The sequence below is a fragment of the Patescibacteria group bacterium genome, assembly GCA_041665585.1.
Lineage (GTDB): Bacteria > Patescibacteriota > Gracilibacteria > JAHISY01 > JAHISY01 > JAHISY01.
Window position 1 is genome coordinate 1 of record JBAYIN010000002.1, and the last position, 21,526, is coordinate 21,526.

The following is a 21,526-nucleotide window of genomic DNA, read 5'->3' on the forward strand; positions in this document are numbered from 1 at the left end:
CTGAATAACATCCAGACCGCGGTGAAAGGTGACAACACGACGGCAGCAGCGAGTATTCGCACGAGTGTCACGGCAATTCGCAGCAACCTGAAATCCAGTAATCCGAACGCGACTGTAATCCTGGCGGAATTGACTGAAATGGAGGATCAGATTGACGGCTTGCTGACGAATTCCGAACGCACGCTCGTCGCGGCAAGCATCACGAAAATTCGCAGTATTCTGGTAACGAACACTACAGTTGTCACGACTCAGGGTGGCTTGATCGAAACTGAGCTGCAGAAAATTGTGGATGCTATGGTCAATGACAACACAGCTGCGGCGACCAGCATTCGCACAAGCGTGACTGCGATTCTCGGGAACCTGAAATCTAGTAGCCCGAGTGCGACCGTGGTCCTGGCCGAATTAACTAAAATGGAGAGTCAAATTGATGGCTTGTTGACGAATTCTGAGCGCAATGCCGTCATGACGAGCATCACGAAAATTCGCAGTATCGTCGGGACTTCCGCAGTGACGAACCCTCCGCCTGTCGTCACCCAAGCAGGTGTCATCGAAACTGAGCTACAAAAAATTGAGACTGCGGTGCAGGGCGACAGTAGTAGCTCCGCACGCAGCATCCTGGTAAGCGTCGGAACCATTCGAAGTAATTTAGCCAACAGTCCATCAGCAAGCGTGATTCTAGGTGAATTAGACAAGATAGCAGATCACGCGTCTTCTCTCTCGTCTTCCGCGCAAACAGCCGTCATGATCAGCGTCGCAAATATTCGAAAAATTGTCGGACTGAGTGAAGACACTGAAGTCATTCGTGATCTTGCACAAGCCATCAGCGATGTGACTGAAGGAAATGTCAGCCTGGAAGAAGTCGAATCTAACCTGCAAGCAATCGAAGCCAAAATCTCAGGCTTACCTGAGAACCAAAAAGATGTCGTGCGTGACGGAGTCGACGCAATTCGCAAGCTAATTAGTAATCAGGGCGCAGCGGTAAACCGCAAAGCACAGATTACCGCGCTCGAAGCTCAAATCCAGAAAATCGCTGACAATCTTTTTTCCGAGGAAGAAATCGGCACGATTGAGGCAGAAGAAGCCAGCCAGCGCGCAGATTTTCAAACCAAGACTGCCAGTCTTCAAAGCTGCATGGGAGCTTATCTAGATGCGAATGTAATCCGGACGGAATTAACTAAAATGGACAGTCAAGTTTCCGGTTTGTCGACTAATTCGGCGTACACCTCCATCACGACGAACATCGCAATAATTCGCGCGGCTATAAGCACTCCGGTTGAGACGGACACAATTAGTGCGACTCAAGGCGACTTGATCGAAAAAGAGCTGGAGAAAATTGTGGCTGCAGTGAAGGATGACACCGTGCATGCGGCGGATAACATCCGCGCTGACGCGAAATCTGACGCGAACATCTCTACTCTGAGTAAGACAGCAATTCTAGGAAAATTAGATATGCTAGAGGCTGCTGTTCCCGACTTGTCGACCGATGCGGAGCGCACCAAAGTCACGGCGAGCATCGCGACGATTCGCAATATCGTGAACACTCAAGCATCGCCAATCATAGCTAATAGCGATACGATCGAAAAAGCACTACAGGATATTGTGAACACTGGTAACGGCACGACTGCAGCAGCGAGCATTCAAACGAATGTCACGGCGATTCGCAGCAATCTAACATCCAGCAATCCGAGTGCGACCGTGGTCCAGGACAAATTAGATAGAATAGGAGGTCAAATTTTCGGCTTATCAAACGATTCGGCTTACACTCTCGTCACGGAGAGTATCGAAGAAATTCGCCGTGTCATGGGAAATTCAGCAACTATCACAACTCAGGGCGGCTTGATCGAAGCTGAGCTGCAAAAAATTGTTGACGCTGTGCAAAGCTACAACACAGCTGCGGCGATTAGCATTCGCGCAAGCGTCACGACAATTCGCAACGATTTAACATCTGGTAGCCCGACTACTAGTAAATGTCAGAGCGAAATCATTGCCTGGATAGCCCAAAAAGAAGAATACCAAAAATTTATTATTGACCTCCAAAATCTGACCTCCAGCCGAACCATCGCCGCTGAAGCAGAAATAGAACCTCTGCAGAAAAAACTCGATCAATTGAAGGCGGAAGAAGCCGCCGCCACAACCGTCACCAATCTCAACCCGCTCACGAGCAGCCTCGAAGCGAAATATCTGAAGGCGTGGAGTCTCTTCGGTGGTGACGAACCAGCAGTCGAATCTCCTCGTGAATGGCTTGGAATAAATAAACAAGCTGATTCCAGTCCGCAGCTCAGCGTACTCAAGAATAAATTTGAAGCGAAATATCTGAAGGCAGAAGCAGACGGAGTCGGAACTTGGGACATGATCAAGGGCGGAGCAACGGAAGCGGGCGGATTTATTGGCTCAGTTGTTTCGGCGCCACTCGAGGTCGTGGGCGGATTCATCAGCGGAGCCACCGGCGCCCTCAGCGCCGGTATCGGCGCAGTCGCCGGAGCACTCGGCATCTCGACCGATGCTGCCGGTTCAGCCACTTCTTCCGGCACGGTCTTCGACGGCATCGGCTCAGCCAAAGGCTTGACCGCGTTCGCCTCGAATTACAAAGGCAACACCTATGGCGATGCCATCGGCTCGATCACCGGCTGGACAAATTTCACTTTACCTTTCGTCGGCGTGATCGCGATCGCGGCACTCATCTACGCCGGCTTCCTCTACCTCACTGCCGCTGGCAACGAAGATCAAGCCAAAAAAGCCAAAAACATTATCATCTGGGTGGTCATCGGTATCATCATTATTTTCTCAGCCTACGCCATCGTCAATACACTGCTCTCGGGCAGCAGCGGTAGCAGCAGTAATGGCACAAATGTCAATGTTAGCGGCGGCGGGGTCGATGTTAATTACAGCAATTAAAAAATTACATGAAATCCAAAAAAATATTTCTCGTTCAAAAAGTCGCAATCGGCATCGTGCTCGGCATATTCATTGTCGGCACGGCGATTTTTGGCAGGATGGCAGGTCAAAATCTCATGGCGGATCTTGATATAAATCTCGGCGGCATACTCGACGGAGTCTTGGGTGGAGTCGGTCTCGACATCTCGACCGACGGATTTAGCTTCAGCACGGGTGGCGGAGTCGCGAAACAGCCTGGCTGCGGTGGGAGTGAGTGTCTCGTCGCCCCTAATCCGGATGCTTACGCCGGTATCGTCATTACTGGCATAGATGGCACAACCAACCTCCGCGCGGCAATCCTCAAATGGACCAATTTTTTTCTCAGCTTCTTGGCGCTCATCGCGATGATCTTCTTGATCTATGCCGGCTTTCTGTATGTCACCTCGATGGGCAATGACGAACAAGCCAAAAAAGCCAAAAACATTATAATTTGGGTGGTCGTCGGAATTATCGTAATCATGATCGCATACTCCCTGGTTAATACTCTCATCACCACCGGACCGACCGGTCATGACATTTAATCCTCAAAAATGGAAAACCAAAATCTTGCCGACTTCGATGAAATCGCGCCGCTGCACGAGGAAGCTCCTGCTCCGAGCAAAGAACTCGTAAAAAAAGTTCCCGCGCGTAAGCCGATAAATACCAAAAGAATAACTTTTGGCTGCCTCTTTATATTTTTATTGGTATTTTTGATTCTGCTGCTAGCGATGGCTTTTGGTCTCAGCGCCGACGAAAGCACGATTACGAGTCTCGGTCTCAATCCGACCAGTCTCAAAAATTGGTCGATTGGCATGGTAAATTTTTTGTTTGGCGCAATCGCTCTCATCAGCTTAATTGTTTTGATCCTTGGAATTTCACGCCGATTGCTGGCAAGTCCGGATAATATTGTCGGAAAATCACGCGCGACCAAACGCTCGCTTTTGAGTCTGATTATTTTCATCATTGTCGTGACGCTGTGGTCTGTGGTTTATGGTTACTTCAGCCAATTCGAAATCCGAGAACCAGATTTACCAGTGGAAATCGTGACCAATCCAGTCGACACACTGAATCTCACTTCGCCACTGCAGATTGAATTTTCGGCGGAAAGAATCACATCTAAGTTTGCCAAAAATTACAACATCGTTAGTTACGAATGGGACAAAGAAGGTGACGGCAATGTCGATGCAACCGGCACGAAGAACAAAATTTATTTTCAAGATCGCGGCGAAAATAATGGTCTTTATGAAGTCAAATTGGTCGTCAAATTACAACCCAAAAGCGGCGGTCCGATTGAGACGCGCGAATACCAACGCGAAATTTCGATTGGCAAACAAGAGATTTACGGAGAAATCGCAGCTGACAAATCGTCAGGCGATGTACCGCTGACCGTTGAACTTGACGCCAATGACATCAAGGATCCGGACGGTGCCGAGATTATTAATTTCAGTTGGGATTTGAATGGCGACAACCGTCCCGACCGCGAAGCCGCGACATACGGCACAGCCGAATGGACTTTTGACAAGATTGGTGATCATGTCGTCAGCCTCACGGTGACATCAGCCGATTTCAACGACAGTGGCACACATGAAACCAAGACTTTCAAAAAAATCATCAGCGTGCGTGAGCCGATCAATACAGTCGATGCGGACATTTGGATTGAGTCCACTCCCCAAAGTGGCTATGCTCCACTCACAGTCACGCTCTTCGCCAATTACCAAAAGGCAAGTCTGCAAAATTCGCGAATCGAAAAATACGAGTGGCAAATCGGCGATGGACTCGCAAAATTACTGGGACAACGCACAAAATATACTTTTGAAAAACCCGGAAATTATCCTGTCTCGCTTATCGCGACCTTGGCCAACGGCCAAATAAGTACTGTCACCAGCGAAATTATTGTAAACGATGCAAGCTTCGCTCCAAAAGCTATCATCACTACGACACCTGCAGCAAGTGGCGCAAAAAAAATAGTCACCGGACCAGCGCCCTTCACAGTTGAATTCGACGGAATGAGTTCGACTGATTCCGATGGAAACATCGTAAAATACGAATGGGATTTTGACGGCGACGGCCTCTGGGATGAAGAAGGCAGTCTCGTCAAACATGAATTTATTGATTCACAAAAATACGAAACCACCCTTCGCATCACTGACGCCGACGGCAACGAATCACGCGCAAAAATCCCAGTCAATGTAGAAGAAGAAAGCGCTATTATCAACTTCGGCACAAATCAGCTCTCTGGTCCAGCTCCACTCACAGTCAATTTTGATGCTTCCGGCTCGCGCGTTCCCCGCGGCAAAAAAACTATTTCTTATGAATGGAACTTCGACTCGAAAAATAGTAAAAGCGAGAGTTTTATTTATGACCGCGCCCAAACCTCGCATGTTTTTGGAATTGTCGGAGAATATGTTGTGAGCCTTACACTTCACACTGACGATGGGAATAAGTATTCTGACACTTTAAAAATAGTGGCTTCAAACGCTTCGCTTATTGCAGAGTTCACACTCTCTCGTTCTGTCGGACCAGCGCCACTCGCAATTTCATTCGACTCCAGTTCGTCGAGCGGTAATTTCAATAAAATTGAGTGGGATTTCGGCGATGGCACAACAAGCACAAACGACAAACCAAGTCATATTTTCGAGAAAGCCGGAAAATACGAAGTCATCTTGCGCATCTACGATCCCTTCAATAATGTTTCCCAGACGAGCAAAATCGTCACCGCCAATTAATTCCTAAAATTGCAGCCTAAAATTTATTTCTTTGAGGTCGAGAAAATCGACACCAAATTGGTTCGCCGGAAATATCCGCAAGCGCAGATTTTCACTGAGCCTTTTGGAAAGAAAATTCTGGCGAAATGCCGCGACGCGGAAGTTTTGTGCGGCATGGTGCATTCCGATTTTTCGGCGGCGAATTTAAAGGCACTGCCCAATTTGAAATTGGTCGTCACACGCACCGCGGGCTACGACCACCTCGATCTGAAATATCTCGCCGCGCACAAAATTCCGGCGGCCTTCGTGCCGGACTACGGCTCACATGCCATCGCCGAACATGTTTTCGCGCTGCTGCTCTCGAGCTGCCGCAATGTCCTCGAGGGCGAGGAGCGCACCGCGCACGATAATTTTTCGTGGGAAGGTCTGCGCGGCATGGCACTGAAGAATAAAACTCTCGGCGTAATCGGAACCGGACGCATCGGCGCGCAAGTGTGTCGAATTGGAAGCGACGGATTTCTGATGCGAGTCCTCGGCTTCGACAAATTCAAAAATCCCGAACTCAAAAAACTCAAAAACTTTCGCTACACCTCGCTCAACTTTTTGTTAAAAAATTCCGACATCATCTCACTCCACCTGCCACTCTTTCCTGCGACCGAGCACTTCATCGACGCGAAAACAATCGCCCAAATGAAAACCGGCGTCGTGCTGATCAATACCGCGCGTGGCAAACTCATCGACACGCCAGCGCTGGTGAAAGCGATTAAAAAAGGGAAATTCTGCCGCGTCGCTCTCGATGTCGTCGAGCACGAAGACAACCTGCGCGAAGATCGCGAGCTCCTCCATCTGCCGCGCGTCATCATCACACCGCATGTCGCTTTTTACACCGACCAGACGACGGACAAAATGTACGCCGAGGGTTTCCGTTCAATCGACGAATTTTTGAAACACAAAAAACTCACGCACCAGATTGTAGGACACTAGAAACGCGAATCTCTAAATTGTTTCGAGACTTGAGCCGCGTAGAATTTTTGAATATTTTCAAGTCTCTAGAGGGGTAATTTTCTAATTCTTAATTTTGTAATTTTTAAATAAATTTCAATTTCTAATTTTTAAAAATTTGGGTTTAGGATTTATTTATAAAATTAAAAATTTAAAAATTTGTAGACTTCCGCAAGTTTAATAAATGACTGGCTCAATGACTTAAAGACTTAGCGACTTAAGACCTAATGACCCTCCGAACCCATGACCCAATGACCCTCCGAACTTCTGGATTTCGAGATTTGCGTAAAAATCTTTGGAGTGTTGGCAGGCCCAGAAGGATTTGAACCCTCGCTTCCGGTTTTGGAGACCGGCGTGCTAACCACTGACACTATGGGCCTAGTTGCGTGAGCGGGATTTTATCAATTGACGAGGAAATACGCGATTCCGATAATCACGAAGCTGCCGAGTGAGGTCCCGACGACGAAATTCGAAATCGTCGCAACTCGAAAATTGTAGCGTTCTGCGAAAACCGAGAGCGAAATCGCCGCCGGAATGCCCGACTGCAAAAGTAAAAATTCTTGCAACTGTCCGGTCGGCTTGAGCCAAAAATTCAAAAGTAAGAAAGTGGCAGCGGGGAGCGCGAGCAAGCGAAAAAGCGAGAAGGGCAGAGATTTTTTGAATTCCGTGACCGAGAAATTCTCGAAGATGAATGCGCCAAGCGCGAAAATCGCGAGCGGTCCGGCAGTCTGACCGAGCATCGCCGCCGCATCGAGAACTGGCGTGAACGGAATTTTTAAAATGGAAAAAACCACACCGGCGAGAATCGAGATGATAAGCGGATTGCGCAGAATTTTGCCGCAAAAACACCAAGCCTTGCCGTGCGCCGTCGCGTATTCGAAAAGATAAATCGTAAGTGCGATGCCGACCGGACCGAGCACCGACGAGGAAATGACCGCGAATTTCAATCCGGCAGCTCCAGCGAAAGCCTGGAAAAAGGTGATGCCAAAAAAAGCATTCGAGCCAAAAACAATCGCGAGCGCAAGCAACACAAAATTTTCCTTCGAAAGAATTTTCACGAGATGCAAAAGCAGCAGCAATGCGACGAGTGCCAAGATTGGCGCGATTGAGCCGATGATAATCTTCGAATCAATCGTCGTGAGATCAGTACGCGTAATTTGCTCGAAAAAAAGCGCGGGGAGCGCGAAATAATAAATGTACGAACTCATCCCGCGAGTGTGCGCGCTGGAAAGAATTTTCAAATGGCGAGCAAACCAGCCCAGAAAAATGACGAGCGCGAGCGTGCCGAGCGTGAAGAGGATTGGCATTCGGGAAAAGTTTTGTTAAATAATTTTAACACCTAGTTAATCTAGCTAACCCACGAGATATCTCGCAGGTTAAAACTTAGTTTTTTAAATTTGAAACTTATTAGTTTGAAACCTAAACTGCGAAAAATCAGTGAACTTGACTCGTCATCTTCACTCGATTGAGAATCGAGCAATTCATGCGACAGTTCAAAGCCTAAAGTTCAAAGTTCAAATTCTGGATTCCCGCTGGAGTTTATCCTCGACCTTGATCGGGGACAGGAAAGACAATTAAAACTTACTTCTTACTTCTTAATCCTTACTAACTTACTTCTTACCAATTTAATCCTTCCTCATGCTTACTACTTCCACTCAAATTTTCCAAAAAGCACTCGCCGAGAAATTTGCCATCGGCGCGTTCAATGTGAACAATCTCGAAATCATCCAGGGAATCATGGAAGGTTGCCGCGCGAAGAAATCGCCTATAATTTTGCAGGTTTCAGCTGGCGCGCGGAAATATGCCGGCGCGATTTTCTTGCGGAAATTGATGGAAGGCGCGGCGGATATTTATTCGGAAATCCCAATCGTCTTTCACCTCGATCACGGCGAGGATTTCGAAATCTGCAAAGAATGTATCGACCACGGTTTCACCAGCGTGATGATCGACGGCTCGAAATTTGAGTTCGCCGAAAACATTGCCCTGACGAAAAAAGTCGTGGATTACGCGCATGCGAAAGGCGTCGTCGTCGAAGGCGAGCTCGGAAAATTGGAAGGGATGGAAGACGATGTCATCGTCGCGAGAGGCGAGGGAAAATACACTGATCCAGCGCAAGCCGCAGAATTCGTCGCGAAAACCGGCGTCGATTCACTCGCCGTCGCGATTGGGACGAGTCACGGCGCGTACAAATTCCCGCTCGGTGTCGAGCCGAAGTTGGATTTCGAGCGCTGCCGCAAAATCGCGGAAGCTGTCAAAATTCCGCTCGTACTGCACGGCGCCAGCTCGGTGCTGCAAAATTTTGTCACGGAAATTAATTCCTTCGGCGGCAAAGTCGAAAATTCGCAGGGCGTGCCGGAAGCAGCCATCACCGAAGCTACGCAGTGCGGGGTCGCCAAAGTAAATATCGACACCGACATCCGCCTCGGCATGACCGCTGCCGTGCGTAAAAATTTGGCTGAATTTCCAGAGAATTTCGATGTACGCAAATTCCTCGGCGCAGCGCGAGATGCAGTGCAGCAAATGGTCGAGCACAAAATTGACATCCTCGGCTCAGCGGGAAAAATTTAGTCGCGGCAATTCTCCGGTCGCTCGATTGTGCCGAGAATTTTGTAGACTTCGGTGTAGTCGTTTTGGATATCCCAGACCATGAAGCCACAAACTCCCGCGGCGAAAACACCTTTGATCTGATCGGCGATTTCTTTCTCGGAATTGTAATAACCCTGAATCCATGGTCGTAATTTATCGGCATTTTCACCGAGAGCCTCTCGGTATTTTCGCAGCGTGAGATAAACCGTCGAGTATTCGAAGCTTTCTCCTTTCAGGGAATAATTCGGATTGTCGCGGGAAAAAGTCGCTGGGTAAAGCATCGGGGCGATGATGTCAGCCAGCTCGCCAAGCTCACGAATATCCTGACCGAGGGCGGCCTCAGTCGCACCATCATCCCAGGGTAGCACCGCGAAAGTATCGATGCTCAAAACGGCATTCATTTTTTGTGCGTCAATCGCCTCGCGCGCCATTTTCACAAAATTTAAAATGTTTTTTGTTTTTTCCTGTCCCGAAATTCCGAGCCACGCGCTCGTGAATTTGTCGGGATAGCGCACAAAATCGAGATTGATTTCATCGACTCCCGCCGCGACAATCTCAGAGATGACCTGCCGGTTGTATTCCAAAACTTCGGCATTCGCAGGATCGACCCACTCTGGCACCGGCGTATTCGTCCAGGGATTTTTCAGCCAGACCTGCGGATTTTTGAAAGCGAACTCTGGATCTTTGACGCCAATCACGCGCGCAATGGTGTAAATCCCAGCTGATTCCAGCTGGGTGACGATGGTCGGCAAATCATAGAGCGGCTTTTTCAAACCGTATTTTTTGGCAATTTCTGAATTGGAATCGAAATAAACGAAGCTGCCCTTTACATCGAAAATGACTGTCGAATTTTCGATTTTTTGTAATTCTCTGATTTCGTTCTTTAAAAAATTTTTATTCGTAATGTTGTTTATGTGGATATAAACACCAATTTTTTGCTTTGCTTCGTTTCGTTCAATTTTTTGCTTTGCTTCATACCGCGCAGCTGGATCAGGCGATAGTTCAATTTCAGGAGCTGAGTCCAATACAAATCGTTCAATATCGCGCTCGACATCACCCTCGAAGGCCAAATAAGTACTATTGTAGATTTCAGAAGGCGCTGTGAAAAGAATGTATTCAGTCTGCCTATTTTCGAGTGCTATCGTAAAAATATTACCGCTCACGAAAGTAGTCGTAAGCACCAAAAATAAAATCACAAAATTAAAAATCGTAGATGAGAGCCTCATTCTCGCGTCAGAACTCGATTCGTTTATAATTTCTTGCATATTTTGTATTTATGTATTTTAAACTAAAATTGATATAAAGTCAATTTTATTTTAATTTGATATTAACTGAATTTGCTAAAATTTCCGAAAGTTAAAAACCAAAAAATGAATGCACTCACATCTTTGCAGTCTTGGATTGGATCTCTAGAGCCGTACATCAAGATCTTGAATAAGTTCTTAATTTTCAAAATTCCTGCGCTGCAGTGGATCCTCGCCCTTGGTGCCTTCGCGGTTTTGCTGCTGCTTTTTCGCTTTTTCCGCCGACACATCGTCAACAATCTGAAGAAGCTCGGCAAAAAAACTCAAAGCAATCTGTATATCACTCTGGTCGAATTTTTGGACAGCATTCCGACGCATTTTTACCAGGTCGTGGCGGCGTTCGTCGCATTTTATCCGCTCGTCATCAAGCTGGAGAATCAAAGCGTTGGTCGTATTTTTAGAACGATTTTTCTGATTATCGTAATGTACCGCGGTCTACTTTTTTTACAAAAATTTCTCGGCTACATGATCGAGAAGACACTGATGAAAAATGAGGAAAACGAAACGGCGCTGCATGGCATTAAAATTATTTTGAACATCGCACTCTGGTCGATCGGCGTATTAGTTATTTTGCAAAATCTCGGCTTCGAAGTCTCGACGCTGGTCGCGAGCTTGGGAGTCGGGGGCATCGCCGTCGCCTTCGCGCTGCAAAATGTCTTGGGCGATCTTTTTTCGAGCTTCGCGATTTATTTCGACAAACCCTTTCAAATCGGCGACCACATCGTCCTCGGGACAGACAGCGGCACAGTAAAAAAAATCGGACTGAAAACCACGCGTATCACGACCTTGCAGGGCGAGGAGCTGGTAGTCTCGAATGCCGAACTCACCTCAGCGCGCATCAAAAATTTCAAACGCATGAAGAAGCGACGCGTGAGCTTCGCCTTCGGCGTGACCTATGCGACACCGACTGAGAAGCTGAAAAAGATTCCCAAAATCGTCGCTAAAATTATCGCGAGTGAAAATTTGACCGAGCTCGAGCGTGTGCATTTCAAAGCATTCGGCGATTTCAGCTTGAATTTCGAAGTCGTTTACTTCGTGAAAAGCCGCGAATACAACGACTACATGGACATCCAACAATCCATCAATCTCGCTTTGATGGACGCTTTTGAAAAGGAAAAAATCGAGATGGCTTTCCCAACTCAGACGATTTTCTTGGCGAAGTAGTTAATTTTAAAGATCACATTCTTCTTCCTGTTCTTGCTGTTTTTGGGCAACTTGAATAAAAATTGCCTTAATCGCGTTTCTTTTTTCTTCGGAAAGTTCGCAAATTGGAATTAATCTCCCGTCAGGGAGAAGAAGCTTTACTCTCTTACGCAAAGCAGGCACAGATATAAAATTCTCAGCAGCTTGGACCAAAGTTAAAGAACAGATATCCTCTTTCATCTTAAAAAATGGATGCTTGCTGGAACTTCCGTCAATAATGACTGTGCCAATTCCTGGAACTTCAAATTCTGTCATCGTCAAAAATTAAATAAGGCATAATTTTGCCTGATAAATAATCAGCGCGCAATCTTCACATCGAAACTACCACTCGGTAAGGAATTACCCACAATCCACGGATTGAGCTCTTTGATCGCGCGCAGTGTCGTCGCATTTTCACTCGCGAACTGAGCGAGATCGGCGACCGGACCGACGACTGTCTGGACTGCGAATTTCGGCCAAGCGAAATAATCGCCATCATCCAGCTCGTAACCGTATTTTTCGGGATCACGCATGATTTCCTTGACTGCGAGAATCCGGAAAAGATAACGCGAGGTTTCGTCGTTCAAATACAAATCGTAGTAATCATCCACGAGCTGCTCGTCGATCCGCCGCGCCAGACCGTTCTCGCCGGAATTGTAAGCCGCCGCCGCGAGCGTCCACGAGCTGAATTTCTCGTGTAAAAACTCCAAATAATCGAGCGCTGCCGGAGTCGATTTTTCGAAATTATTGCGCTCGTCAATCGCGTCGTCCACACGCAAGCCGTATTTCTCCGCCGTCGCGGGAACGAATTGCCACAGTCCGACCGCACCCGCCGAGCTCGTGACATCCTCACGCAAGGCCGATTCTGCGACCGCCAGATATTTCAAATCGTCCGGCAAGCCGCGTTGCTTGAGCTCGCTCTCAATGGTTGGAAAATATTTTGGCGCGCGTTTGAGATACAAAATATTTTGGTAATCACTCGCGAGCGTGACGAGAAATTCTTTTTCCCAAGATTCCCGGACATAGAAATCATCGAGCGGTACCTTCTCGCCGCAAAATTCCAAATCGGTCGGCCAGTCCACTTTCAGCAGGTTGGTGCGCGAGAGCAGAATTTTTTCACCACCGCCCAGCACGATTTTGAAAAACAAAAAGATTGCCAGCAAAATCACACCCCAAAAAATGAACGAAAAATAGGAACGGCGGGCAAGCAAGGTCTGATGAAACTTCAATTCTTGGTAGTTAAAAATCGCGCGAAAATTTTACGGATTTCCTCGAAAAATAGAATACTGGCGCTGAGCACGACGACCGCCGACCATTCGGCAAGCGAAAGATGCGCTGTCGAGAATATTTTTTGGGCGAGCGGAAATTCGACGACGATTAGCACGAGTCCGACCGAAACCAAGATCGCGAACCAAAGGAAAAGATTTTTTTGGATGTGTCGGGAAAAAGCCGACAGTGTCGCCGAACGGAAATTGAAAAGATTGAAAAGCTGAATAATCACAAGTGTCGCGAAGGCGAACGAACTCGCCCGAATGTGAATCAGAGAACTGCCAGTCAGCGCTTCGCCGAAATGCCAACCCTCGTGGAGCAACATGCCGAAATATCCGCTGAGCACCAAGCAACCAATCACCACTCCGATCCATAAAAAACGCAAAATAAAGCGACCGCGCAAAATGCGCGAATTCGGATCGCGTGGCGGCTCACGCATCGCGAGCGGATCAGCAGGATCGACACCGAGCGCGAGTGAGGGAAGCATATCCGTACCTAGATCGACGAGCAAGATGAGCACGGCCGTGAGCAAGAGCGGCAGATTGAGGAGAATCGACGCCACGACGGTGACTAGCTCGCCGATATTGCAGGCGAAAACATAAGCGATAAATTTCTGCATGTTCCCGTAAATTCGTCGTCCTTCGGAAATCGCATCGACAATCGTCGCAAATGAATCGTCGGTCAAGATGAGGCTCGCGGCTTCTTTCGCAACATCTGCACCGCAGCGACCCATCGCCACGCCGATATCGGCGCGTTTGAGCGCGGGCGCGTCATTCACGCCATCACCAGTCACCGCCACGACTTCACCCAGTTTTTTGTAAATTTCGACGATGCGCAGTTTGTCCGCCGGCTGCACCCGCGCGAAAATGATGTTCGCCTTTTTCGCGAGAATTTTCTCGAGTTCACGGTCGGATAATTTTTGTAATTCGTCACCCGTCAGCACGCGCGTTTTTTCATCGGCGATACCGAGCTCGCGTGCAATCGCCCGCGCCGTCACGCCAAAATCGCCCGTCACGACAGTAATGCGAATACCGGCGAGCCGACACGCTTCGACCGCCTCGCGCACTTCGCGCCGCGGCGCATCGTACATGCCGAGCAAGCCGACGAAGACCAAATTCGCTTCAGCTTGCGCGGGTGTCAATTTTTCACTTTTTTTCACAGAGCGAAACGCCGCACCAAGTACGCGCAGCGCGTCATCCGCGAAAAATTCGGCATGGGCGAGCACGCGCTTCTTCGTCTTCGCATCGAGTTTTTTGATTTTGCCATTTTCGAAAAAGTGCGTGCAGCGCGCAAGCAATTTTTCCGGCGCACCTTTCACAAAAATTTCCGAGCCAATAACCGTACTCATTAATTTACGATTCGAGTCGAAAGGGAAAGTTTGCGTCCGCCGCCACTTCTGAGTAATGCCGAATTTGCGCGCAGCAACTTTCAAAGCCGCCTCGGTCGGATCGCCGACCATTTTCCAAATTCGACCTTTCTGCTCAAGCTCAGCATCATTCACCGCATCGAAAATCGAGAATAATTTTTGGGCGTCGAGATTTTTGCGGACGATTTCGACCTTGCCGCTCTGCGGATCATAGCCGCTCCCAGTCACTTCGAATTCGCCGTGTCCGGCGAGCCAGCCGCGGCGCACGACCATTTCGTTGCGCGTCAAAGTACCGGTCTTGTCTGAGCAAATGACGGTCGTCGCACCGAGCGTCTCGACGGATTTCAAATCTTTGACGAGCGCGTTTTTTTCCGCCAGCCGCCGCATCCCGAGTGCCAGCGCCGTCGTGATCGTCACCGGCAAACCCTCCGGCACCGCCGCGACCGCGACTGCGACCGCGAAGAGCAGTGACTCGACGAAGGAATAACCGCGCAAAAAATAGCCGAAAATGAAAAGTAAGGCTGAGACGGCAAACGCAACTTTGCTGACAAAAATTCCGATGTTTTGCATTTCCTTAGTGAGCGGTGAGGCGGATTTCTGGGTCGTCGTCGTAAGCTCAGCAATCTTGCCAAATTCGGTCGCCGTACCGACTGCGGTGACGACCGCGCGACCACCACCACTCACGACTGTCGTGCCCGAAAAAATCTGCGCCAAGTTCGGATTCTTGGTGTCGAGGAATTTGTGAACGCTGACGGACTCGCCGGTCAAAATCGATTCATCCATGAGAATCTCGTCGATTGCGAAAAGGCGCGCATCCGCCGCGACTTTGACACCTTCTTCGAGGATCAAAATGTCTCCGACGACAATTTCGCTCGCCGGCACGATTTGAATTTTACCGTTACGCAAAACTTTCGACTTGAGCGCGATTAATTTTTGCAGCGCTTCCAGCATTTTTTCCGTTTTGAATTCCTGGAAAAAACCAATCACAGCATTCAAAATAACAATGCCGAAAATCACGAGCGCATCGACGATCTCGCCGAAAGCGCAGGAAATCCCGGCCGCCACGAGTAAAACGACAACGAGCAAATCGAAAAATTGCCGCGCGAATTTCAGCCACAAACTTTCCGGCTTTTTGACGGCAAGCACATTCGCTCCAAATTTTTGGCGATTCGCGAAAACTGCGGCACTCGTGAGTCCCGTCTTGGCGGAGCTAATTGGCATTCGGTAGATTTTCGAGATAATCGACGAGCTCGCCGCGGGTGTATTTCAGTGCGCGCATCACGAGCTCAGCCATTTGCCCGCGCGTCAGATTGGCATTCGTCGCCGCGAAATCCGTGGGTAAAATTTGGAGCTGCTGAGCTTTTTGCAAATAAGGAGCGAACCACTCCGTCGCGGAATTTTTTTCGACGGAAAAATCAAAAGCCTGGACGAGAATCGTAATCGCTTCGGCGAGATTGACCGGATTCGCCGGCTTGAATTCACCATCGGGATAACCGCTGATGATGCCATTGGCTTTGGCGAAGCAGACGAAAGGTGCGAACCAGTCGGTCAGCTCGACATCCGGAAAACATTTTTCGGCGAGCTCAAAATTGGCGAGCTCATCCGCGAAGCGCGTCTGAATCAGGATTTTGGTGAATTCGGCGCGATTCATCTCGGCACCCGGTTTGAAATTGCCGTCATCGTAACCCGCCACGATTTTTTCATTGGCGATGAAATTGATGGCGTAAAAAAATGCGGCATCCGGCGAGACATCGCCGAAAACCTGTTCGGCTAATTTTTTCGCCAGCTCCGCCGCCGCCGCCGCTTTCTTCTCTGCGAGTGCCGCAAGAAAAGGCGCGAGCGCATTTTCGTCGAGCAGTGAAATATAAGCACCGAAAGTCTCCGTGAAAATTTGGCGGACATTCGTATTCACGACGCCGTGAATTTTGACGACATCATCCGCACGCGGCGCGTAGCCGAAAAGAATCTTGGAATTTTCGTCGCGGAATTGAGTTTTTGAACCGATTAAAACAGTGTATTTTTCGCCCTCGACTGTCTCGAGCGTGAAGGTCGTCGCCGTCGGCTCGCGCACCCAGCCGTAAAAATTTTGGTCACACAAAAGCAAATTGGAATCTTGCGCCGCCAGAATGACATTCTGCGCATTCACCAAAACTCGGACATTGTCGCCCGGGAAAAATTCTCCCGCCGCAGCCGGACCGCCGCCGTCACGGTATTTCGCGATGGCTTCCATCCGTCCCGAGGAAGTCGCACCGTCGGAATTTTTGACTGACAAAATTTCCGCACTCGCTTCGGTCACCGTCGCCGTGAAAACTTTTTCTCCGGCGAGGGGACTCGCGAAAGGATTGGGCTCAGGGTCGGTGAGTGCTGCCGCGCTGGAAACGGTGAGCAGCAGAACAAGTAAAACTTTGAGAAAAAATTTGCGTAGCATTGGGGCAATTTTAAATTTAAAACCTAAAATTTTAAATTGACTTTTATTCGATTTTTAATTTTTCAGCCAGCTCAGCCTCAGCCAGCTGCGCGACGATTTCGGTCAAATTACCTTCCATGATTTTCGGTAAGTTCGAGAAATTCTGCCCGATGCGGTGATCCGTCACGCGATCCTGCGGGAAATTGTAAGTGCGAATTTTTTCGGAACGGTCACCCGAACCGATCATGCCACTGCGCAATTCGCCGCGTTCACGCGCCGCTTCCTCTTCGTAGCGCGCGAGTAAACGACTGCGCAACACCTGCATCGCCTTGGCGCGATTTTTGATTTGGGACTTTTCGTCCTGCTGCGACACAATCAAACCGGTCGGTAAATGCGTGATGCGTACGGCAGAATAAGTCGTATTAACTGACTGCCCGCCCGGACCACTCGAACAAAAAGTATCGACGCGCAATTCATCAGGACGAATCTCGACATCGACTTCCTCCGCCTCCGGCAGCACCGCGACCGTCACCGCGGAAGTGTGAATGCGTCCTTTGGACTCAGTCGCCGGAATTCTCTGGACGCGGTGTGTCCCGGCTTCGAATTTGAATTTGGCGTAAGCGCACGATCCCTCGACGCGGAAAACAATTTCCTTGACTCCGCCCGCCTCCGCCTCCGACCGCGAAATAATTTCAGTTCTGAGATTTTCCGTTTCCGCGAAACGAAAATAAGCGCGGGTCAATTCCGCTGCGAAAAGCGCCGCCTCTTCACCACCCGTTCCGGCACGCACTTCGACAATCACGCTCTTGCCTTCGTTTTTGTCCTTTGGCAGCAGGGCGATTTTGAGCTTGGCCTCGAATTCGGCGAGCTGTTTTTCAGCGAGAATTTTCTGCTCCTCGGCGATTTCTTTCATCTCCTTGTCGCCCGATTGGAGAATTTCCTCCGCCTCGGTGCGATTTTGCCAAGCCGATTCGAAGGCGCGCAAAAGCTCAACATCCTGGTTGATTTGCGAATAACGAATCGAGAGTTCACGGAATTTTTTTTGATCCGCGACATTCTCCGGCGAAGCCAGTTGCTCTTCGATTCCACTAAATTCAGCGAGAAGTTTCCGAACCTTTTCAATCATGAGGAAGGAGAATAAAGGTAATAATGAGCTTTAAAGATTATAAGGATTTTGATTATTTTAATCCTTATCGCTCTTTATTGCTCTTGAGAGTCTTCACAATCCTGCTTATTTTCAGCACTCGCGCGATTCCCGCGAGGTCAGGCAAAATCGTGATTTCCGAATCGGAAAAAATTTCCTGCGCGAATTTTTCCAAAATCTCAGTCTGCGCGCCGCCACCAAATTCGAGCAAAACGAATTTTGGTTTTTGAGGTAATTTGGAAATTTGAATCAATAATTTCCGAATCAGATCGAGTCCATCCGCACCACCGTAAAGCGCGAGCCGCGGCTCGAAGTCCGCGACCGATTTTTGAATCTCGCGAGAATCGTCCGGAATGTAGGGCAAATTCGCCGCGATTACTTCAAACTCATCGGAAATTTTTTCAAGCAAATCTGATTCGATCAGTTCAATTTCCACGCCCAAGTTTTGGGAATTTTTTTGAGCGACTGCGAGCGCAGCGGGGGAGACATCACTCGCGCTGACGCGACAATGCGGCAGATTTTTTTTGGCGGAAATCGCAACACAACCCGAGCCCGTCCCGACATCAAGCAAGCTCCGCGGCGCAATTTTCAGAATTTCTGCAACGAGTAATTCCGTCTCAGGACGGGGAATCAGGACATTTTCATTGACGAAAAAATCGAGTCCAAAAAATTCCTTGTGACCGAGAATCACCGCGACTGATTTGCCGGCGAGACGGGATTTCTCGAAAGCGTGAAAACGCGCTAACGCAGCTTCCGAAATCTCAAAATCCGGCTGCGCGAAAAGCTCCGTTGGCGAGAAATTCAAAACCTCACCCAAAAAAAGCTCGGCATCCAATCGGTCAAGCAGCGAGCCTGCGAGAACTTCCGAAACTTTCGGCAAGACTATTCGTAATGCTTTTTGCGCTCGTGCTCGGCGCGGTATCTTTCGCGAATAATCGCCGCCGTGCGTTTTTTGAGCGCTCCTGGCTTTTCTGCCAAATAACGACCTTTGCGCAACGACTTCACGAAACGCGTCGAACGACGATTGAAGCGGGTGAGCAATTGATCAGAGCTCTCGTTTTTCTTGCGCAAAACTTTGGTGGAAGCCATAGTAATTTAAGATTTTAGATTTTCGATTGAAGATTTAGTGGCGGGATTTTAGCGAATAAAATTGGCTCAAGCAAACGATAAGCCGAGTTCTGTCGTGGGCAATCATTTTTCTATGCGGCGGGAAACGCGGGGGCCGTGTCCGCCCGATTCCGTATTTCCAATCCCGCCTTGCAGCCGAGAGGGTTTACCACGCTTCAATCTCACGATTGAGCGAAGGGCGTAGCTCGATCCTAGAATTCGAACATCGCCCGACTTTTCACCTTTGTCCCGCCGAAGCGGAATAGTATTGTCTCTGTGGCACTTTCCCTATCCTCACGGACGGTCGCCGTTAGCGACTCTCGTTGACACGCACTGCTCGGACTTTCCTCCCTCGAATTCGAAAATTCAAAGAGCGATTGCCTTGTTTACTTGAGCCATGCGAATTTTGATAGAAAAGAAAATAAAAGTCAATTTTGGCTTGGCGTGCAAGCTGAAATTTCGTTAAAATACCGCGCTCTATTCCCAATAAAATGCTTGAAAAACTCCGCCGAGATTCAGCCGAAAAACCGCGCGATTGTGCCGATTTAATCGATTGGCTTGGACAAATCATCAAGCAAAATAATCAAGTCAATTTAGAATTTCCAAATGTCTACGAAGTTTTTAGTTGGCTGCAAATAAATAACCTCATAAACCGACTGAAGCTAATAAATTGGCGCCAAACAATAAACGCTCGCCGAAGAAAAAGGCAAAATCCCAAACCAAAGAATTGTTGGGAAAATCCAAATTACAAACTAAATCAATGCTTGAGGCGATTAATCACAGCTTTGACAGAACGAAATTCGCACCATGAACTGGAGAAAATTTTCGCAGCTGCAGCTGCAGAAAATCCCGAAATCGTAGCCCGTTTAAGTAAAATTGAAAAAGAGTTTTTTAAAAGATTTAATCGTGCATCAACACGAGCATCTGCACAAACAACACTTAATTAATTATAAAGTTGGATTGAAAACCAAATCGGACTTCAGCCACTTTTTTTGAAAGTAGACAAAGAAGGCGAGCGCGAGCGCGGAGACATTCGCGAGCGGGTAGGCGAGCCAAATTCCAAATTCGCCGAGAGCGCAATTCTCCGAGAGAAAATAGCTCAGAAAGAAAATCATAAAAGCGTGGAACGACGCGAGCAGCATCGCTGTCGTCGTCTGTCCCGCCGCCTTGACCGTGCCGAGGATAACCATCTGTACACCAATCAAACCGAAAGTCGGCGCCATCAGGCGAATGAACATGGTCGTCCGCGCGATCAGCTCCACCTCACCCGGCACGAGAAAAGCCGCGAGATTGGAAGCGAAAATAAAAACTAAAATCCCCAAAGCCGTCAGTGAGATGAACGCGATTTTCATGCCGGATTTCACGATTTTCTCCGCCCGGGCGTGCTGCCGCGCACCGAGATTATTGCCGACTAGAGTCGTGGTCGCCATCGCGAAACCCATCGCGGGAATGATAATGAGCATCAAGACTTTGGTTCCGATGCCATAAGTCGCGATTGCGAGCGTGCCGAAACCGGTGACGATAAGCGTGACGAGAACCATGCCGAGCGAACGCGCTGACATTTCGATCGAGGAAGGGAAGCCGAGCAGGAAAATTTTCTTGAGCCATTTTTTCTGAATCCGAAAATCGGACAGCCGCACGCCGAGATTGTATTTTTTCGAGAACAAGAAAATGAGACCAACCACCGCCGAGAGTGATTCCGTGATTAGCGTCGCGAAAGCCACTCCTGCCACGCCGAGCGGCGGAATGAAATTCCAGCCAAAGAGAAAAAGCGGGTCGAGGAAAAAATTGAGCACCACCGTCGCAATCGAGATGAGCAGCGGCAAACGCACATCACCGATTCCGCGCAGCATCGATTGGAAAATGACGAAGATGAAAACCGCCGGCATGGCGAGGAAAGAAATCCGCAGATAGTCGGCGGCAGGAGCGAGCACCGCCGGATCGTGAGTCAGGAAACTGAGCGCCCATTCCGCGCCGAAGTAGCCGAGCGCACCAATCGCCAGCGAGACGAGCGTGACGAAAGCGAGCGTCTGACCAGTCACCAGTGCGACACCGCGCCTGTCACCGCGACCATTGAATTGCGCGACCAAGATCGAACCAGCCATCGCGAAACCCATCGCGAAAGAATTGAGTAAAAAAGTAATTGGAAAACTGAGTGAGACCGCTGCCACTGCCGTAGTTCCGATGCGACCAACCCAAAAAGTGTCGATGAGTTGATAAACCGTCTGAATCGTATTGACGAGAATAATCGGAATCGAGATCATGAGAATCGACTTCACGATCGGGCCTTCGAGCAATCTTTTGCGCGCTTCCATGTTGAAAATAAGTTAAATCAATATAAATCACAAAAATTGCCGAGACAGAATTACATCAGGAATTTTAGCACTAGCTCCAAGAGCTAATCTACTTTTGCTTGAGTTTTCAAACCACAACCCGAACCGAATACCAAAAGATTATGGGAAATTGAGGATAAAGCAATAGGTCTGACGATTAAGAGTTTGAGAGCATATTTAATTAGGAGAGATTCAGATGTGAATTTTT

The 21,526-nt window shown here is 48.6% G+C and carries 17 protein-coding genes, 1 tRNA gene and 1 other RNA gene; 7 read left to right on the top strand and 12 right to left on the bottom strand.

The genetic code is table 11. From position 1 onward, the window contains the following. The 4 genes from WCV72_01250 to WCV72_01265 all read left to right on the top strand — a co-directional run. A partial coding sequence (locus tag WCV72_01250; protein MFA6458002.1) for a hypothetical protein occupies positions 1–2,895 on the top strand: 2,895 nt, incomplete at its 5' end. Between the two features lie 8 nt (positions 2,896–2,903). Beyond that, the gene (locus WCV72_01255; protein MFA6458003.1) at positions 2,904–3,455 is read left to right on the top strand and encodes a hypothetical protein; all 552 of its coding nucleotides are present in this window, start codon (positions 2,904–2,906) and stop codon (positions 3,453–3,455) included. 9 nt (positions 3,456–3,464) lie between these two features. Next, on the top strand, positions 3,465–5,639 hold the full coding sequence (locus tag WCV72_01260; GenBank protein ID MFA6458004.1) for a PKD domain-containing protein: 2,175 nt from the start codon (positions 3,465–3,467) through the stop codon (positions 5,637–5,639). A 9-nt stretch (positions 5,640–5,648) separates the two neighbouring features. Then, on the top strand, positions 5,649–6,602 hold the full coding sequence (locus WCV72_01265) for an NAD(P)-dependent oxidoreductase (protein ID MFA6458005.1): 954 nt from the start codon (positions 5,649–5,651) through the stop codon (positions 6,600–6,602). A 322-nt stretch (positions 6,603–6,924) separates the two neighbouring features. On the opposite strand, the gene WCV72_01270 is transcribed toward WCV72_01265, so the two are convergent. Next, positions 6,925–7,000, bottom strand: a tRNA-Trp gene (locus WCV72_01270). A gap of 21 nt (positions 7,001–7,021) precedes the next feature. After that, positions 7,022–7,927 carry an AEC family transporter gene (locus WCV72_01275; protein MFA6458006.1) on the bottom strand — a complete coding sequence of 302 codons (906 nt, stop codon included), beginning with the start codon at positions 7,925–7,927 and terminating at the stop codon, positions 7,022–7,024. A gap of 331 nt (positions 7,928–8,258) precedes the next feature. Between WCV72_01275 and fba the strand changes: the two genes are divergently transcribed. Continuing rightward, complete coding sequence (gene fba / locus WCV72_01280; GenBank protein MFA6458007.1) at positions 8,259–9,188, top strand: class II fructose-1,6-bisphosphate aldolase; 930 nt, start codon at positions 8,259–8,261, stop codon at positions 9,186–9,188. Here fba and WCV72_01285 read toward each other — a convergent pair. Continuing rightward, positions 9,185–10,471, bottom strand: a complete 1,287-nt coding sequence (locus tag WCV72_01285; protein MFA6458008.1) for a putative glycoside hydrolase — start codon at positions 10,469–10,471, stop codon at positions 9,185–9,187. The genes fba and WCV72_01285 overlap by 4 nt on opposite strands. A gap of 105 nt (positions 10,472–10,576) precedes the next feature. On the opposite strand from WCV72_01285, the gene WCV72_01290 reads away from it, so the two are divergent. Continuing rightward, positions 10,577–11,674, top strand: a complete 1,098-nt coding sequence (locus tag WCV72_01290; protein MFA6458009.1) for a mechanosensitive ion channel family protein — start codon at positions 10,577–10,579, stop codon at positions 11,672–11,674. A gap of 6 nt (positions 11,675–11,680) precedes the next feature. Here WCV72_01290 and WCV72_01295 read toward each other — a convergent pair whose 3' ends face one another. The 8 genes from WCV72_01295 to rnpB form a co-directional block, all read right to left on the bottom strand. Further along, a complete protein-coding gene (locus WCV72_01295) occupies positions 11,681–11,968 on the bottom strand; it encodes a hypothetical protein (GenBank protein MFA6458010.1) in 288 nt (95 codons plus the stop codon). A gap of 41 nt (positions 11,969–12,009) precedes the next feature. Next, positions 12,010–12,921, bottom strand: coding sequence for a lytic transglycosylase domain-containing protein (locus tag WCV72_01300; protein MFA6458011.1), 912 nt, complete (start codon positions 12,919–12,921; stop codon positions 12,010–12,012). Continuing rightward, positions 12,918–15,548: a cation-transporting P-type ATPase gene (locus WCV72_01305; protein ID MFA6458012.1), complete on the bottom strand. Its 2,631-nt coding sequence runs from the start codon at positions 15,546–15,548 to the stop codon at positions 12,918–12,920. The genes WCV72_01300 and WCV72_01305 overlap by 4 nt, the downstream gene beginning before the upstream one ends. Then, positions 15,538–16,755, bottom strand: coding sequence for an S-layer homology domain-containing protein (locus tag WCV72_01310; protein MFA6458013.1), 1,218 nt, complete (start codon positions 16,753–16,755; stop codon positions 15,538–15,540). Before WCV72_01310 ends, WCV72_01305 begins: the two co-directional genes overlap by 11 nt. A gap of 43 nt (positions 16,756–16,798) precedes the next feature. Further along, a complete protein-coding gene (prfA, locus tag WCV72_01315) occupies positions 16,799–17,860 on the bottom strand; it encodes a peptide chain release factor 1 (GenBank protein ID MFA6458014.1) in 1,062 nt (353 codons plus the stop codon). Positions 17,861–17,924: 64 nt separating this feature from the next. Further along, on the bottom strand, positions 17,925–18,758 hold the full coding sequence (gene prmC / locus WCV72_01320) for a peptide chain release factor N(5)-glutamine methyltransferase (GenBank protein ID MFA6458015.1): 834 nt from the start codon (positions 18,756–18,758) through the stop codon (positions 17,925–17,927). A 2-nt stretch (positions 18,759–18,760) separates the two neighbouring features. Next, on the bottom strand, positions 18,761–18,967 hold the full coding sequence (locus WCV72_01325; protein ID MFA6458016.1) for a hypothetical protein: 207 nt from the start codon (positions 18,965–18,967) through the stop codon (positions 18,761–18,763). Between the two features lie 63 nt (positions 18,968–19,030). After that, positions 19,031–19,378: RNase P RNA component class A (rnpB, locus tag WCV72_01330), an RNA gene on the bottom strand. Positions 19,379–19,476: 98 nt separating this feature from the next. Here rnpB and WCV72_01335 point away from each other — a divergent pair. Next, the gene (locus WCV72_01335; protein MFA6458017.1) at positions 19,477–19,932 is read left to right on the top strand and encodes a hypothetical protein; all 456 of its coding nucleotides are present in this window, start codon (positions 19,477–19,479) and stop codon (positions 19,930–19,932) included. Here WCV72_01335 and WCV72_01340 read toward each other — a convergent pair whose 3' ends face one another. Next, positions 19,933–21,300, bottom strand: coding sequence for an MATE family efflux transporter (locus WCV72_01340; protein ID MFA6458018.1), 1,368 nt, complete (start codon positions 21,298–21,300; stop codon positions 19,933–19,935). Between the last annotated feature and the right edge of the window lie 226 nt (positions 21,301–21,526).

Excerpts from the sequence above, each read along its gene's own strand:
- WCV72_01290 (MFA6458009.1), top strand. The coding sequence starts at position 10,577 with ATGAATGCACTCACATCTTTGCAGTCTTGGATTGGATCTCTAGAGCCG.
- WCV72_01325 (MFA6458016.1), bottom strand. The coding sequence starts at position 18,967 with ATGGCTTCCACCAAAGTTTTGCGCAAGAAAAACGAGAGCTCTGATCAA.
- WCV72_01295 (MFA6458010.1), bottom strand. The coding sequence starts at position 11,968 with ATGACAGAATTTGAAGTTCCAGGAATTGGCACAGTCATTATTGACGGA.
- WCV72_01335 (MFA6458017.1), top strand. The coding sequence starts at position 19,477 with ATGCTTGAAAAACTCCGCCGAGATTCAGCCGAAAAACCGCGCGATTGT.
- WCV72_01285 (MFA6458008.1), bottom strand. The coding sequence starts at position 10,471 with ATGCAAGAAATTATAAACGAATCGAGTTCTGACGCGAGAATGAGGCTC.
- WCV72_01260 (MFA6458004.1), top strand. The coding sequence starts at position 3,465 with ATGGAAAACCAAAATCTTGCCGACTTCGATGAAATCGCGCCGCTGCAC.
- WCV72_01305 (MFA6458012.1), bottom strand. The coding sequence starts at position 15,548 with ATGCCAATTAGCTCCGCCAAGACGGGACTCACGAGTGCCGCAGTTTTC.
- WCV72_01255 (MFA6458003.1), top strand. The coding sequence starts at position 2,904 with ATGAAATCCAAAAAAATATTTCTCGTTCAAAAAGTCGCAATCGGCATC.
- prfA (MFA6458014.1), bottom strand. The coding sequence starts at position 17,860 with ATGATTGAAAAGGTTCGGAAACTTCTCGCTGAATTTAGTGGAATCGAA.
- fba (MFA6458007.1), top strand. The coding sequence starts at position 8,259 with ATGCTTACTACTTCCACTCAAATTTTCCAAAAAGCACTCGCCGAGAAA.
- WCV72_01310 (MFA6458013.1), bottom strand. The coding sequence starts at position 16,755 with ATGCTACGCAAATTTTTTCTCAAAGTTTTACTTGTTCTGCTGCTCACC.
- WCV72_01340 (MFA6458018.1), bottom strand. The coding sequence starts at position 21,300 with ATGGAAGCGCGCAAAAGATTGCTCGAAGGCCCGATCGTGAAGTCGATT.
- WCV72_01275 (MFA6458006.1), bottom strand. The coding sequence starts at position 7,927 with ATGCCAATCCTCTTCACGCTCGGCACGCTCGCGCTCGTCATTTTTCTG.